This is a genomic window from Micromonospora sp. A3M-1-15 (assembly GCF_024213425.1).
Taxonomy (GTDB): Bacteria; Actinomycetota; Actinomycetes; order Mycobacteriales; family Micromonosporaceae; genus Micromonospora; species Micromonospora chersina.
In genome coordinates, this window is sequence record NZ_JANAVK010000001.1 from 181356 (window position 1) to 194590 (window position 13235).

The window sequence follows — 13235 nt, forward strand, 5'->3', positions numbered from 1 at the left end:
GTGGGCCGCCGCAAGTTCTCCTTAGGAGTGGGTTAACGACGGCCGGAACGGGCGTCCGGGCTGTCAGGATAAGGACCGAACCCATCAGTTCCGTCGGCCGGGACGCCCCGTAAGAACTCCGGTCGTCGGAGCCGTGCGCGCGGCGGGAGTTCGGTCCCCCCACACCTCGCTCCCGCCGCGCGCCACTCCCCCGTCGAGTCGCACCCCGGGCGTGAGGTGACCATGATGACGCCGACCGTCAGCCGCCTGCTCCGCTGGGCCACCGTGATCGGTCTGGGTGTCGCCCTCACGCTCGCCGCCTGGCAGGACCCCGTGCACGCGGACGGCCCCGGCCGCTCCGCGGGCGGCCTGCCCGCCGCCGCCGTGGTGGTGGCCGCGGTGGTCGGGTTCGGACTGGCCCTGGCCGGGCGGCGCCGGCCGCTGCGGGTGTCCCGCCGGCCGACGCCGTCCCGTCCGGTCAGCGCGTCGCGGCCGCCGCGTACGCGTCGATCTCGCCGCTGATCCGGGCCTTCTCCGCCGGCTCCAGGAACGCGGCGGTCACCGCGTCGCGGGCCAGTGCGGCCACCCCGGCGTTGTCGAGGTTCAGCAGGCGGGCCGCCACGGCGTACTCGTCGTTGAGCGTGGTGCCGAACATCGGCGGGTCGTCGGAGTTGACGCTGACCAGCACGCCGGCCTCGACGAGCTGCGGCAGCGGGTGCTCCTCGATGGTCGCCACCGCCCGGGTCCGGACGTTGGAGGTGGGGCAGACCTCCAGCGGGATCCGCCGCTCGGCCAGGTAAGCCAGCAGCGCCGGGTCGAGGGCGGCGGAGATACCGTGGCCGATCCGCTCGGCGCCGAGCTCGCGCAGCGCGTCCCAGACCGTCTCCGGGCCGGTGGTCTCGCCGGCGTGCGGCACCGAGCGCAGCCCGGCCGCGCGGGCCTGGTCGAAGTACGGCTTGAACTGCGGCCGCGGCACCCCGACCTCCGGGCCGCCCAGCCCGAAGCTGATCAGCCCGTCCGGCCGCTGGTCCAGGGCGATCCGCAGGGTCTCCTCGGCGGACGGCAGGCCGGCCTCGCCGGGGATGTCGAAGCACCAGCGCAGCGCGATGCCGAAGTCGGCCTCGGCCCGCTTGCGGGCGTCCTCGATGGCCTCGCAGAACGCCGGCGCCGGGATCCCGCGGTGCACGTGGGAGTACGGCGTGACGGTCAGCTCGGCGTAGCGGACCTGCTGGCGGGCCAGCTCCCGGGCCACCTCGTGGGTGAGCAGCCAGACGTCGTCGGCGTCCCGGATGAGGTCCACGACGCTGAGGTAGACCTCGATGAAGTGGCCGAAGTCGCGGAACGCGAAGTAGTCGGCGAGCGCCTCCGGGTCGGCCGGGACGGGGCTGCGTCCCTCGTGCCGGGCGGCCAGCTCGGCCACGATCCGGGGCGAGGCGGAGCCGACGTGGTGCACGTGCAGCTCCACCTTGGGCAGTCCGGCGATGAAGGTGGGCAGGTCGGTCACGGGTTCTCCTCTGCGCGGGCGCCGGTGCGGGCCACCACGAAGATCCGGCGGAACGGGAAGTACACCTGACCCTGCCGCACCGGGTACGCCTCGGCGAGGCGTACCCCCAGCTCGGCGCGGAAGTCGGCCCAGCCGGCGGCGTCGAGCGCGGCGCGGACCGGGCGCAGCGCCGTCCCCTCCATCCAGGCCAGCACCGGATGGTCGGCGCCGGCGGCCGGGAGCAGGTGCACGTAGGTAGTCTCCCAGGCGTCGACGGCGCAGCCGGCACCGACCAGCAGGGCGGCGTAGTCGACCGGGTCGTCGACGGGCGCCTCGCGCAGCAGCGGGGCGAGGGTGTCGCGCCACCGGTCCCGCCCGGCGACCTCGCGCAGCGCGCGGTGCGACGGGGCGGCGAAGTTCCCCGGCACCTGGAACGCCAGCCAGGCGCCGGCCGGCAGCGTGGCGGCCCACCGGGTGAGCAGCTCCTGGTGGCCGGGCACCCACTGGAGCACCGCGTTGCAGACCACCACGTCGGCGTCGGGCTCCGGACGCCAGTCCCGCACGTCCTGGACCGAGAAGGAGACCGGCTCGGCCAGGACGCCGGTCCCGGCGAGGCTGCGCACCCGTGCCATTGCGCGGGCCCGTGCGATCATCTCGGCGGAGGAGTCCAGGCCGGCGATCCGGCTCTCCGGCCACCGGCCGGCGAGGGTCGCCGTGAGGGTGCCCGGGCCGCAGCCCAGGTCGACGACCGCGCGGGGCCGCTCCGCGGGGACCCGGGCCACAAGGTCGTGGAAGGGCCGGGAGCGCTCGTCGCCGTAGCGCAGGTAGGTGCTCGGGTCCCACATGACAGCCTCCAAACCGTACGTACGTCTTGCTAGACGGTACGGCCCGACGAGCGCCGCGGCAAGCGGCTCACTAGGCTCGACCGGGTGGAACAGCGCAGCTTCGACCGGCTCGGCCGGCACGTCGGCATCATCGGACTCGGCGCCTGGCAGCTCGGCGCGGACTGGGGCGAGGTCAGCGAGAGCGCCGCCCTCGACGTGCTGGGCGCCGCGGTCGACTCCGGGGTCACCTTCCTCGACACCGCCGACGTGTACGGCGACGGCCGCAGCGAGCAGCTGATCGGGCGGTTCCTGCGCGAGCACCCCGGGCACGGGCTGACCGTGGCCACCAAGATGGGCCGGCGGGTGCCGCAGGCGCCGGAGGCGTACACCCTGGACAACTTCCGGGAATGGACCGACCGGTCCCGGGCCAACCTCGGCGTGGACACCCTCGACCTCGTGCAGCTGCACTGCCCGCCCAGCGCGGTCTTCGCCGACGACCGGGTCTTCGACGCCCTGGACACCCTGGTCGCCGAGGAGCGCGTCGCCGGGTACGGGGTCAGCGTCGAGACCTGCGACCAGGCGCTCACCGCGATCGCCCGGCCCGGCGTGGCAAGCGTGCAGATCATCCTCAACGCGGTGCGGCACAAGCCGCTGGAGCGGGTGCTGCCCGAGGCCGCGAAGGCCGGGGTGGGCATCATCGCCCGGGTGCCCCTGGCGAGCGGCCTGCTCTCCGGCCGGTACGACGAGAACACGACCTTCCCGGCGGACGACCACCGCAACTTCAACCGGCACGGCGAGTCCTTCGACGTCGGCGAGACCTTCTCCGGCGTCGACTACGACCTGGGCCTGTCCGCCGTGCGCCGGCTCGCGCCGCTCGTCGGCGAGGACCGGACGATGGCCCAGTTCGCGCTCCGCTGGATCCTCGACCAGCCCGGCGTCACCGTGGTCATCCCGGGCGCCCGCACCGCCGAGCAGGCCCGGCGCAACGCCGCCGCGGCCGGCCTGCCGCCGCTCACCGAGGTGGAGCTGGCCGCCGTCCGTGCCACCTACGACGAGCTGATCCGCCCGCAGGTGCACGACCGGTGGTGAACCCGGAGCGGCCGCGCGTCGGCGTGCCGTCGCCGCGGGCCGGCGCCCGCGGGCATGCTGGAGCCGGACGCGCGCCGTCGGAGGGAGAACGATGAGGGGCTGGTTCCGGCTCACCGTGGGGCTGCTCGCCATCGTGCTCGGTGCCCTGTGGACCGTGTCGGGGCTGGGGTACGTCGAGGGCAGCGTGCTGACCGACCAGCGGATCTGGGCGGCCGTCGGCCCGGTGCTCGTCCTCATCGGACTCGTCGCGCTCTGGTTCGGCATGCGGGCGCGGCGCCGGCGCGGCTGACGCGCGCAAGGCGTCCACAATGCGGAAAGCCCCGCCTCCCGGGAAGGGACGCGGGGCTCACGCACCGGCCGGCGCGGCCGGTGCTCCGTCAGCTCAGATGGGGCGGACCTGCTCGGCCTGCGGACCCTTCTGACCCTGGGCGATCTCGAACTCCACCCGCTGGTTCTCCTCCAGCGTGCGGTAGCCGCTGGACTGGATGGCCGAGAAGTGGACGAACACGTCAGCACCCCCGCCGTCGACGGTGATGAAGCCGAAGCCCTTGTCAGCGTTGAACCACTTCACGGTTCCCTGCGCCATGTGTATCTCCTTCTAAAACTGGCGGCCGAGCACGCCGTGCGGCCGATTGGCCGTTTTCGAGCAGCGGCGCCTGAGGCGGCCCCCGGTGAAGGAGACTTCTCTCAACCCACGCGTCTCTCAACAGCGTGAGACAGCAAACCACGTACGCAAAAACTTCGCACAGCCTACCGGACGAAATTCTCCGACATGTGACCTGACGGTTGCGGCAGAGCCACTGGCCGGGCCGGTCGGGCCATGCGAAAGGCCCCTGTCCACCAAGGTGGAAAGGGGCCTTTCGTGCGTATGGAATCAGTCGGGCCAGTGGCCGGTGAGCCGGCGTACGCCGACCGCCCCGCCGCGGTCCACGGCGGCCCGGACGACCGCGAAGATCGCGCCCTGCAAGGCCGCGGCGGCCAGGATCTCGCCCCAGCGGCGGTCCTCGTCGGTGGCGCTGGGCGCCTCGCCGTCGCCGGCCGTGAGCTTCCAGACCTGCCGGAAGATGACACCGGCGACGGTGCCGGCGGCCAACCCCATCAGCACCCCGACCGGCTTGTACGCCGCCCTGCCGATGCCCCTGCTCACCTGCGCCTCCCTCGGACGATCAGCAGCGCCACCGCGGTGACCACGGCACCGGCGGCCACAGCCGCCCACGGCACCGGGTTGCGCCCGACCGCCCCACCCTTCTCGTACGCCTGCGCCCGGACCAGCCGGGCCTTCTCCGCCGCCTGCCCGCGCACCCGGGCCACGGTCAGCGCCGCCTGCTGCCGCAACCGCGCCTTCGCCTGGTCGGCGGAATGCCGGACCAGGGTCTTGACGTCGGCCCGCGCGGCGAGCAGCTCCATCGTCTCACCCAGCTCCACCCGGGTCCGGCGGATCTCCTCCCGGAGCGCCGCCACGTCCCCGGTCCCGTTGCCGGTCATCCCCGCCTCCCGTCCTTCACCGCGGCGGTGACGGTGTCGACGTCCGCCCGGACGCTGCGGACCGTCGCCTCCGGCACCGGCGGGACGGCACGGCTGACCTGCTTCTTGCCGACGAGCGCCAGGATCCCGGCGAGCAGGAACAGCGCCACCGCCACGATCAGCGCCGCCAGCCAGGCCGGCATGACCAGGTCCAGCAGCAGGATCACCGTGGCGACCAGCGCGCCGGCGCCGTAGAGGGCCATCACCCCGCCGCCGCCGAACAGACCGATCCCGATCCCCGCGTGCTTGCCCTTCTGGGTCAGTTCCGCCCGGGCCAGCGCCAACTCGTCCCGCACCAGGCGGGTGACCTGTTCGGTGGCCCGCTGCACCAGTTCCGCGGTGGACGGCTCGCTCCCGGTCCGGGACGTGCTGCGACTCGCGACGTCAGCCATGCTGTCCTCCTTTCATCATCACCGCGCTGTATGCCCGGAGTCGCCGCCCGTCAATCCTGCGCGGAGCGGCCGGTCGGCCCGGCCGCGCACCACCTTCTGGCCCGGCCGCCGGGCGGCGGCCGGAACCGGGGCGTGCGCAGCAGGTCCCCCTTAACGGGCCGATCAAACGCAGCCGGCCCGACATGCCGCGAATCCACCGGCATCCGGCAGGTGCAACGGGCCGGCCGGGGCCGAGGTCACGACGCGCGGAGCCCCCGGCGCCGCGAGGGGCTGCCGGGGGCTCCGGAACGGGGTACGGGGTCAGCGGCGCGCTTCGGCGTGCTCCTCGCGCCCCACGAACACCTCGCTGCGGGCCTCGCCGTCGTCGCTGCCGCCGAAGACCCGCGCGTCGTCGGGAACCTCGGTGTCGGGCAGCCGGCGCACCGGCCGGCGCGGCTGCACCGCCTGCCAGGGCGGCGTGCCGGCGGTGTCGCCCACCTCGGCGCGCAGCCGGGGCAGGGCGGTGGGGCGCTGGTCGCGTACCCAGGCGACCAGGTGCTCGCGGACCAGGCAGCGCAGGTCCCACAGGCTGCCGGCGTCGGCGGCGCTGACCAGCGCCCGGACCTTGACCAGGCCGCCGGTCGCGTCGGTCACCTGGAGCACGCAGACCCGGCCGTCCCACAGCTCGGTGCCCTCGCACAGCCGGCGCAGCTCCTCCCGCATGGCCTGCACCGGGATGGCCCAGTCCAGGTCGAACTCCGCGGTGCCGAGCACGGCCGCCTCGGTCCGGGTCCAGTTCTGGAAGGGGGTGCTGGTGAAGTAGGAGGTGGGCAGGATCAGCCGGCGGTCGTCCCAGATCTGCACCACCACGTAGCTGAGCGTCAGCTCCTCGATCCGGCCCCACTCCCCCTCGACCACCACCACGTCGTCGAGGCGTACCGCGTCGCTGAACGCGAGCTGGAGTCCGGCGAAGACGTTGCCCAGCAGGCTCTGCGCGGCCAGCGCGGCGACCACACCGACCACACCGGCGCTGGTCAGCACGCCGGCGCCGATGCCGCGGACGGCCGGGAAGGTCATCAGCATCACGCCGAGGGCGAGCACCACGATCACCGCGATGGTCAGCCGGCGCAGCAGCACCACCTGCGTACGCACCCGCCGGGCGTGCCGGTTGTTCGGCACGTCCACCCGGAACCGGGCCAGCGCGGTGTCCTCGGCCACCACCAGCAGCGAGGCCACCAGCCAGGCGGCGGCGGCGATCAGGGCGAGCACCAGGGCGTGCAGCACCAGCTGCCGCCAGGGGCTGCCCACCGCGTACGGGGTGGTGAACCGGACCGCGAGCTGCACGGCGAGCACGGTCGCGGCCACCTGGAACGAGCGGTGCGAGTGGTCGGTCAGCTCGGTCATCAGCAGCGAGCGCCGGCCGAGCCGGCGGGTGAGCCGGTGCACCACCTCGACCAGCAACAACGCGACCGCCGCCGCGGCGAGCGCGGCGGCGGCGGTCACGAGGTAGGTCTGCACGTTTCTCCATCTCCCTCCGGCCGGGCGGAATCGGGCAAAGGCCCAATGGTGCCCGGACTATCGCGTATCGACCAGGATCACACCCGGCGATAGCGCGACTGGAGGAAGCAGTAGACGCCGAAGGCGGCGATGCCGAGCGCCATGAGCGCCAGCAGCACCGGCCCGTAGGACTGGTCGCGGAGGGTCCGCAGCGCGGCGTCCAGGCCACGGGCCTTCTCCGGGTCGTACTTCACGGCGGCCACCACGATCAGCAGGCCGGCGAGGGCGAAGACCGCGCCCCGGGCCGCGTACCCGGCCATGCCGAGGCGGCGGGTCAGGGTGTGCGTCTTCGGGCTCATCTCGCCGGTCTTGAGGTTGCGCTCGAACTTCTTCTTGAGCCCGTAGATCACCATGCCGATGCCGACCGCGGCGAGCACCAGCCCGGCGAGCCCGACCAGCCACCGGCCACCGTCGGAGGCCATCAGCTTCTCGGTGAACTGCTGCTGCTGGTTGGCGGCGTTGGCGCTGGCGTCCTGGACGACCTTGATGGCGGTCCAGCCCAGCCAGACGAAGACGATCACGCGCACGACGGAGGCGATCCGCTCGAAGAGCTTCTCCCTGCCCCGCAGGTAGCGGTGGCCGATGACCGCCTCGAACGCCTGCCAGATGGCCATGGCGAAGAGCCCCACGGCGATGGCGACCAGCAGGAACTTGCCCATGGGCTGGGCGCCGAGGGTGCGCAGGGCGCCGTTCTGGTTGCCCTCCTCCCCCGACTTGCCGAAGGCGATCTGCAGGGCCAGCCAGGCGAAGAGGAGGTGCACGATCCCGTAGCCGATGAAACCGGCCCGGGTCAACAGTTCGAGCCACCTGCTGTTCGCGGCCTGGGCGGCGGTGGCTCCGGCGTTCCGGGTGAGAGACATGGCGCCTCAATCTCCCGGTGCGAAGATTTCCAAACGTCGGCCGCCGCCGCCCGGCGCGCGATCAGCTGTTCGGGTCGCGTGCCACCCGGATGACGACCTGCTGGTCGGTGACGCTGTCCAGGGTCACTGAGAAGCCGCCGGCCTGGGCGGCCTGCTGGCCGACGGTGAGCGAGAGCTGCTCGCCGGCCACCTCCACGGTGACCTGGTCGCCCTCGGCCCCGACCAGCTTCGCCTCGACGCCCAGGATGCTGGCGCTGGCCTCGACGCCACGGTCGAAGGTGACCGTGCAGGCGTCCAGGCCGCAGTCGGTGGAGGCGTTCTCCGAACTGCATCCGGCCAGCAGCGCGACGCCGAGGGCGAGCCCGGCGAACAGGCCGGCGGCACGGCGGAGAGGGGTCGGCGAGGGGGAAACGCGTCGGTTCGTCACCCGGCCAAGGGTACGAGACGACGGCCACACCGCCACCCACCGGTGATCGGCCGGGGGCGCGTTAGGGTCCCGGCATGCCCTTCGACATCGCCCGCACCCGGGCCGCCTACCCCGCCCTGACCGAGGGTTTCGCCCACTTCGACGGCGCCGGGGGCACCCAGACCGCCCGGCCCGTGATCGAGGCGGTCAGCGCCGCGATGACCGCCGCCACCGGCAACCGGAGCACCGCGTTCGTGCCGGGCCGGCGGTCGCTGGACCTGGTCGCGGCGGCCCGCGCCGCGGTGGCCGACCTGCTCGGCGCGGAGGCCGCCGGGGTGGTGCTCGGGCCGAGCGCCACGGCGCTGACGTACACCCTGGCCCGGACGCTCGGCGCGGGCTGGGGGCCGGGCGACGAGGTGGTGGTCTCCCGGCTGGACCACGACGCCAACGTCCGGCCGTGGGTGCAGGCGGCCGAGGCCGCCGGGGCGGCGGTGCGGTGGGCCGAGTTCGACCCGGCGACCGGCGAGCTGCCCGCCGGCCAGTACGCCGACCTGGTCACCGAGCGCACCCGGCTGGTCGCGGTGACCGCCGGCAGCAACGCCGTCGGCACCGCGCCGGACGTGGCGACGATCGCCAAGACCGCGCACGCGGCCGGCGCGCTGGTCTGCGTGGACGGGGTCCACGCCGTGCCGCACGGCCCCACCGACCTGGCCTCGCTCGGCGCGGACTTCCTGGTGACGAGCGCGTACAAGTGGTCCGGGCCGCACCTCGCCGCGATGGCCGCCGACCCGGCCCGGTGGGCGTCGCTGCGCCCCGCGAAGCTGATCCCCTCCTCCGACGCGGTCCCGGACCGGTTCGAGTACGGCACCCCGAGCTTCCCGCTGCTGGCCGGGGTGACCGCGGCGGTGGACCACCTGGCCACCCTCGACCCGGCCGCGACCGGCAGCCGGCGGGACCGGGTCCGGGCCGGGCTGGCCGCCGCCCAAGCGCACGAGGAGGCCGTCTTCGAGCGGCTGCTGGCCGGGCTGGCCGCGCGCCCGTTCGTGACCGTGTACGGCTCGCCGGCCCGGCGCTGCCCCACCGTGTCGTTCCGGGTGGCCGGGTCGAGCCCGGCGGACACCGCCGCGGCGCTGGGCGCGGCCGGGGTCTGCCTCTCCTCCGGCGACTACTACGCCTACGAGTACTTCCGGACGATGGGCCTGCGGGACAGCGGCGGCGCGGTCCGGGCGAGCGTCTACCACTACAACACCGCCGAGGAGGTGGACCGCTTGCTCGCCGAACTGGACCGGCTGGCGGCCGCCGGGGAGAGAATGGCCCGGTGAGCTTCCTGGTCGAGGAGAACCCCGCGAAGCACCGCTTCGAGATCCTGGTCGACGGCGCGCTGGCCGGGTTCACCGCGTACGTGCCGCGCGGGGAGGTGCTGGTCTTCACGCACACCGAGGTGGACGACCGCTTCCAGAACATGGGGGTGGGCTCGGCGCTGATCCGGGGCACGCTCGACCAGATCCGCGAGCGCGGCGACCGGATCGTGGTGAAGTGCCCGTTCATGGGGGCGTTCATCCAGCGCCACCCCGACTACGCCGACCTGGTGATCCCCGAGCCCTGACCGGGGCGGGCCGGCCGACCCGACCCGGTCCGGGTCGGGTCAGCGGGCGCCGGCGAGCAGTTCGGCGGCGGCGACGGCGGCGGCCCGGGTCGCGCCGTGGGTGGCCACGTGCACCGCCCCGGTGACCAGCTCGGGCACGCCCAGCTCGACCACCACCGCGTCGGGGCGGGTGGCCAGGGCGCGGGAGACCGCGTCCCGCATCCAGTCGTGCCGGTGCAGGTCCCGCACCACCAGCACCAGCGGGCGGCCGGCCGTGCCGGCGGACGGGTCGGCAGGGACCTCCTCCCGGGCGTACCGGGCGGTCGTGGTGCCGGGGGTCAGGGCGGCCAGCGGCGCGGCGATCCCCCACGGGGTCTCCTCGCCGATGGCGATGTTGCGGGGCGGCGCGAACTCCACCACGTGGGCCGGGCCGGCCAGCGGCAGCAGCCCGCCCGTGGTGGCGACCACCCGCAGGGCCCGGCGGGCGGCGGCCAGCCCGATCGCCGAGCCGGCGTCGCCGGGCCGGGCGTCGGACCGGCCGGCGCGGGCGGCGACCGTCCAGGCCGCCAGCTGTCCGACCCGCTTCGCCGCCTCGGCCAGCCGCTCCTCCGGCAGGTCCCCGGAGACCACCGCGGCCACGATGGCGTCCCGCAGCTCGCGGGCGTCGGCCTCGGTGGCCCGCTCCCCGCCCACGCAGATGGCGTCGGCACCGGCGGCGAGCGCCCGGACGGCCGCCCCGGCGAAGCCGTACCGGTCGGCGACGGCGCGCATCTCCACCGCGTCGGTCACCACCACGCCGCCGAAGCCCAGCTCCTCGCGGAGCAGGCGGCCCAGGATGAGCGGGCTGAGCGTGGCCGGCAGCTCCGGGTCCAGCGCCGGCACCAGCAGGTGCCCGGTCATCACCGCCTGCGCCCCGGCCGCCACGGCGGCCCGGAACGGGGCCAGCTCCACGGCGTCCAGGCGGGCCCGGTCGCCGCCGATGCGGGGCAGGTCGTGGTGGGAGTCGACCCGGGTGTCACCGTGCCCGGGGAAGTGCTTGGCGCAGGCGGCGACGCCGCCGGCCTGCAGGCCGCGGACCCAGGCGGCGGTGTGCCGGGCGACCAGGGCCGGGTCGGCGCCGAACGAGCGGACCCCGATCACCGGGTTCGCCGGGTTCGAGTTGACGTCGGCGTCCGGGGCGTAGTTCAGCGTCACGCCCACCGCGGCCAGCTCGGCGCCCAGGTCCCGGGCCACCTCCTCGGTCAGCGCCGGGTCGTCGACCGCGCCGAGCGCGAAGTTGCCGGGCCGCGAGCTGCCCCGGGCCGACTCGATCCGGGTGACGTCGCCGGCCTCCTCGTCGATGGCCACGATCACGTCGGGCCGCTCGGCGCGCAGGTTCGCGGTCAGCTCGGCGACCTGCTCGTGGTCGACGACGTTGCGGGCGAAGAGGACCACCGATCCGAGACCCTCGCCGAGCCAGCGGCAGACCCACGGCGGCGGTGTGGTGCCGACGAACCCGGGTTGCAGGACGGCGGCCGCCAGGGCCGCCAGGTCACCGGTCGCTCCCACGATCCGCTCGCTCATGCGCTGTCGTACCCCCGTCTTCCCCACGGCCCGCCGCCCCGGCGGTGCTGACATGGTCACACCGCGTCCGGAAATAGTCAACAATCCTTACTGTTAGCGGCTGGCACCGCCGGCCGGCCCGTGGGAGAGTGCGACCATGCATCCCGCGCTGCTCGCCGACGCCACCAGCGCCGCGGACATCCCCGGCGTACGCCTGCTCGGCCTGGTGGTCGGCGGCCTGTTCCTGCTGATCGCCATCCGGGCGATGTTCCGCCGGTAGCGGCCGCGTTCGGACCCGGTCTCCCGGGGGTAGGGCTGTCGGTGTCCCGGGTGCGCCCGGCACCCGGACGCGGCGAGGGGGCACGATGAGGATCGGCTACTTCCTGTCCAGCGAGGAGTACACCCCGGCGGAGCTGCTGGAGCAGGCCCGCGGCGCCGAGCGGGCCGGCTTCGAGGCACTGTGGATCTCCGACCACTACCACCCCTGGGTCGACGCGCAGGGCCAGAGCGCCTTCGTCTGGTCGACCATCGGGGCGCTCAGCCAGGTCTGCCGGCTGCCGGTGACCACCGCGGTCACCTGCCCGACCGTCCGCATCCACCCCGCCGTGATCGCGCAGGCCGCGGCCACCAGCGCGGTGCTGCACGACGGGCGCTTCGTGCTCGGGGTGGGCACCGGCGAGGCGCTGAACGAGCACATCTTCGGCGACCCGTGGCCGCAGGCCGACGTCCGGCTGGAGATGCTCGAGGAGGCGGTCGAGGTGATCCGGGCTCTGTGGACCGGCGACTTCGTCAACCACCACGGCAAGCACTACACCGTGGAGCACGCCCGGATCTACACCCGCCCCGACACTCCCCCGCCGATCTACGTCTCCGGCTTCGGTCCGAAGTCGATCGAGCTGGCCGCCCGGATCGGTGACGGCTACGTGAGCACCATGCCCGACGCCGACATGGTCCGCCGGTTCCGCGACTCCGGCGGCGGCGACAAGCCCTGCCAGGCCGGCTTCAAGGCCGCGTACGCCGACAGCGAGGACGAGGGCGTGCGGATCGCGTACGAGCGGTGGCCCAACGCCGGCGTGCCGGGCGAGCTGTCCCAGGTGCTCCCGTCGCCGCGCCACTTCGAGCAGGCCGCGCAGCTCGTCCAGCCGGAGATGATGAAGGAGTCGTTCGTCTGCGGCCGCGACGCCGACGCCCACCTGGAGATGATCGACAAGTACGCCAAGGCCGGCTTCGACGAGATCTACGTGGCCAACACCGGCCCGCACTGGCAGGGCCTGTTCGACCTCTACGAGCGTGAGGTGCTCCCCCGGCTGCGCTGAGCCCCGCCCCGCTCCGGCAGGACGCCGTGCAGCAGCGTGGCGACCAGGGCGTCCACCAGGTCCGGGGCGGGCTGCGGGGGCGGGCCCGCCGGGTCGAGCAGCCCGCCGAGGACCAGGTCGTGGCAGACCCCGACGACCAGCGTGGCCACCGCCTCCGGGCGGACCGTCGGGGCGACCCGGCCGAGCCGCTGCTCCGCGCGCACGTAGCCGGCCAGCTCCCCGCGCAGCCCGTGTCCGCCGCCGAGCGGGGCGGGCAGCTCGCCGAGGCGGGCCAGCAGCTTCGGCTGGGTGGTCAGCCCGGCGAACGCCGGCAGGATCGCCGCGTGCAGCGCCAGCGCCCGGTCCAGGTAGGCCCGCAGGTTCGCCTCGACGGTCGCCTCGCCCGGGCGCGGGGCCGCCCCCTCCCGCGCCGCCTCGACCGCCCGCACGTGCGCGTGCAGCGCGGCCGCGAGCAGCTCCTCCTTGTCGGCGAAGTGGTTGTAGAGCACCCCGTCGGCGACACCGGCCTCGCGGGCGATGTCGCGGACGGTCAGCCCGGCCACGCCGCGCCGGGCCACCAGCCGCCCGGCGGCGGCGATCAGGTGCTCCCGCAGGCTCTGCTCGCCGCCCCGCAGCGCGGCGGCTCTTCTGGGTGCCATCACGAGGATCCTAGGCTCCGCCGGGCCCGGCTCCCCCGAGCGAGCCGGGTCCGGCGGACGC

18 protein-coding genes are annotated in these 13235 nt (G+C 74.6%); 7 read left to right on the forward strand and 11 right to left on the reverse strand.

All coding sequences use genetic code 11. The features are described 5' to 3' along the window. The first annotated feature begins 225 nt into the window (after nt 1-225). On the forward strand, nt 226-501 hold the full coding sequence (locus tag NLX85_RS00860; protein ID WP_254331112.1) for a hypothetical protein: 276 nt from the start codon (nt 226-228) through the stop codon (nt 499-501). Here NLX85_RS00860 and NLX85_RS00865 read toward each other — a convergent pair. Continuing rightward, nucleotides 458-1483 carry an adenosine deaminase gene (locus tag NLX85_RS00865; RefSeq protein WP_254331113.1) on the reverse strand — a complete coding sequence of 342 codons (1026 nt, stop codon included), beginning with the start codon at nt 1481-1483 and terminating at the stop codon, nt 458-460. The two genes, NLX85_RS00860 and NLX85_RS00865, sit on opposite strands and share 44 nt — an antisense overlap. Continuing rightward, nucleotides 1480-2307: a trans-aconitate 2-methyltransferase gene (locus NLX85_RS00870; RefSeq protein WP_254331114.1), complete on the reverse strand. Its 828-nt coding sequence runs from the start codon at nt 2305-2307 to the stop codon at nt 1480-1482. The genes NLX85_RS00865 and NLX85_RS00870 overlap by 4 nt, the downstream gene beginning before the upstream one ends. Nucleotides 2308-2391: 84 nt before the next feature. Here NLX85_RS00870 and NLX85_RS00875 point away from each other — a divergent pair, with 84 nt between their 5' ends. Next, the gene (locus NLX85_RS00875; protein ID WP_254331115.1) at nt 2392-3375 is read left to right on the forward strand and encodes an aldo/keto reductase; all 984 of its coding nucleotides are present in this window, start codon (nt 2392-2394) and stop codon (nt 3373-3375) included. 91 nt (nt 3376-3466) lie between these two features. After that, a complete protein-coding gene (locus NLX85_RS00880; protein WP_254331116.1) occupies nt 3467-3664 on the forward strand; it encodes a hypothetical protein in 198 nt (65 codons plus the stop codon). A 93-nt stretch (nt 3665-3757) separates the two neighbouring features. Here NLX85_RS00880 and NLX85_RS00885 read toward each other — a convergent pair whose 3' ends face one another. From NLX85_RS00885 to NLX85_RS00915, 7 genes are all read right to left on the reverse strand, one after another. Continuing rightward, nucleotides 3758-3961: a cold-shock protein gene (locus tag NLX85_RS00885; protein ID WP_091424054.1), complete on the reverse strand. Its 204-nt coding sequence runs from the start codon at nt 3959-3961 to the stop codon at nt 3758-3760. Between the two features lie 288 nt (nt 3962-4249). Further along, on the reverse strand, nt 4250-4522 hold the full coding sequence (locus NLX85_RS00890; protein WP_254331117.1) for a DUF4235 domain-containing protein: 273 nt from the start codon (nt 4520-4522) through the stop codon (nt 4250-4252). Continuing rightward, entirely contained in the window at nt 4519-4860 is a 342-nt protein-coding gene (locus NLX85_RS00895) for a DUF3618 domain-containing protein (RefSeq protein ID WP_091310072.1), read from the reverse strand. The genes NLX85_RS00890 and NLX85_RS00895 overlap by 4 nt, the downstream gene beginning before the upstream one ends. After that, nucleotides 4857-5291 carry a phage holin family protein gene (locus NLX85_RS00900; RefSeq protein WP_254331118.1) on the reverse strand — a complete coding sequence of 145 codons (435 nt, stop codon included), beginning with the start codon at nt 5289-5291 and terminating at the stop codon, nt 4857-4859. The genes NLX85_RS00895 and NLX85_RS00900 overlap by 4 nt, the downstream gene beginning before the upstream one ends. Nucleotides 5292-5591: 300 nt before the next feature. Beyond that, nucleotides 5592-6788, reverse strand: a complete 1197-nt coding sequence (locus NLX85_RS00905) for a mechanosensitive ion channel family protein (RefSeq protein ID WP_254331119.1) — start codon at nt 6786-6788, stop codon at nt 5592-5594. Nucleotides 6789-6865: 77 nt separating this feature from the next. Then, nucleotides 6866-7687, reverse strand: a complete 822-nt coding sequence (locus tag NLX85_RS00910) for a DUF1206 domain-containing protein (protein WP_254331120.1) — start codon at nt 7685-7687, stop codon at nt 6866-6868. Nucleotides 7688-7748: 61 nt separating this feature from the next. Then, nucleotides 7749-8114 carry a hypothetical protein gene (locus NLX85_RS00915; protein ID WP_254331121.1) on the reverse strand — a complete coding sequence of 122 codons (366 nt, stop codon included), beginning with the start codon at nt 8112-8114 and terminating at the stop codon, nt 7749-7751. 74 nt (nt 8115-8188) lie between these two features. Here NLX85_RS00915 and NLX85_RS00920 point away from each other — a divergent pair, with 74 nt between their 5' ends. Together NLX85_RS00920 and NLX85_RS00925 are read left to right on the forward strand one after the other, a co-directional pair. Beyond that, nucleotides 8189-9415 (forward strand): cysteine desulfurase-like protein, encoded by a 1227-nt coding sequence (locus tag NLX85_RS00920; protein ID WP_254331122.1) that lies wholly within the window; start codon nt 8189-8191, stop codon nt 9413-9415. Further along, nucleotides 9412-9699 carry a GNAT family N-acetyltransferase gene (locus NLX85_RS00925; protein WP_254331123.1) on the forward strand — a complete coding sequence of 96 codons (288 nt, stop codon included), beginning with the start codon at nt 9412-9414 and terminating at the stop codon, nt 9697-9699. Before NLX85_RS00920 ends, NLX85_RS00925 begins: the two co-directional genes overlap by 4 nt. A 39-nt stretch (nt 9700-9738) precedes the next feature. Here NLX85_RS00925 and NLX85_RS00930 read toward each other — a convergent pair whose 3' ends face one another. After that, on the reverse strand, nt 9739-11241 hold the full coding sequence (locus NLX85_RS00930; RefSeq protein WP_254331124.1) for a glycoside hydrolase family 3 protein: 1503 nt from the start codon (nt 11239-11241) through the stop codon (nt 9739-9741). Between the two features lie 136 nt (nt 11242-11377). On the opposite strand from NLX85_RS00930, the gene NLX85_RS32910 reads away from it, so the two are divergent. Continuing rightward, nucleotides 11378-11500: a hypothetical protein gene (locus tag NLX85_RS32910; protein WP_256566104.1), complete on the forward strand. Its 123-nt coding sequence runs from the start codon at nt 11378-11380 to the stop codon at nt 11498-11500. A gap of 85 nt (nt 11501-11585) precedes the next feature. Beyond that, complete coding sequence (locus tag NLX85_RS00935) at nt 11586-12536, forward strand: TIGR03557 family F420-dependent LLM class oxidoreductase (protein ID WP_254331125.1); 951 nt, start codon at nt 11586-11588, stop codon at nt 12534-12536. On the opposite strand, the gene NLX85_RS00940 is transcribed toward NLX85_RS00935, so the two are convergent. Then, nucleotides 12503-13174 (reverse strand): TetR/AcrR family transcriptional regulator, encoded by a 672-nt coding sequence (locus NLX85_RS00940; RefSeq protein ID WP_254331126.1) that lies wholly within the window; start codon nt 13172-13174, stop codon nt 12503-12505. The two genes, NLX85_RS00935 and NLX85_RS00940, sit on opposite strands and share 34 nt — an antisense overlap. Between the last annotated feature and the right edge of the window lie 61 nt (nt 13175-13235).

Bases quoted from the DNA above. Each gene is read 5' to 3' on its own strand.
- NLX85_RS00860 (WP_254331112.1), top strand. From the start codon at position 226: ATGACGCCGACCGTCAGCCGCCTGCTCCGCTGGGCCACCGTGATCGGT.
- NLX85_RS00870 (WP_254331114.1), bottom strand. From the start codon at position 2,307: ATGTGGGACCCGAGCACCTACCTGCGCTACGGCGACGAGCGCTCCCGG.
- NLX85_RS00880 (WP_254331116.1), top strand. From the start codon at position 3,467: ATGAGGGGCTGGTTCCGGCTCACCGTGGGGCTGCTCGCCATCGTGCTC.
- NLX85_RS00885 (WP_091424054.1), bottom strand. From the start codon at position 3,961: ATGGCGCAGGGAACCGTGAAGTGGTTCAACGCTGACAAGGGCTTCGGC.
- NLX85_RS00895 (WP_091310072.1), bottom strand. From the start codon at position 4,860: ATGACCGGCAACGGGACCGGGGACGTGGCGGCGCTCCGGGAGGAGATC.
- NLX85_RS00900 (WP_254331118.1), bottom strand. From the start codon at position 5,291: ATGGCTGACGTCGCGAGTCGCAGCACGTCCCGGACCGGGAGCGAGCCG.
- NLX85_RS00910 (WP_254331120.1), bottom strand. From the start codon at position 7,687: ATGTCTCTCACCCGGAACGCCGGAGCCACCGCCGCCCAGGCCGCGAAC.
- NLX85_RS00920 (WP_254331122.1), top strand. From the start codon at position 8,189: ATGCCCTTCGACATCGCCCGCACCCGGGCCGCCTACCCCGCCCTGACC.
- NLX85_RS00930 (WP_254331124.1), bottom strand. From the start codon at position 11,241: ATGAGCGAGCGGATCGTGGGAGCGACCGGTGACCTGGCGGCCCTGGCG.
- NLX85_RS32910 (WP_256566104.1), top strand. From the start codon at position 11,378: ATGCATCCCGCGCTGCTCGCCGACGCCACCAGCGCCGCGGACATCCCC.
- NLX85_RS00935 (WP_254331125.1), top strand. From the start codon at position 11,586: ATGAGGATCGGCTACTTCCTGTCCAGCGAGGAGTACACCCCGGCGGAG.
- NLX85_RS00940 (WP_254331126.1), bottom strand. From the start codon at position 13,174: ATGGCACCCAGAAGAGCCGCCGCGCTGCGGGGCGGCGAGCAGAGCCTG.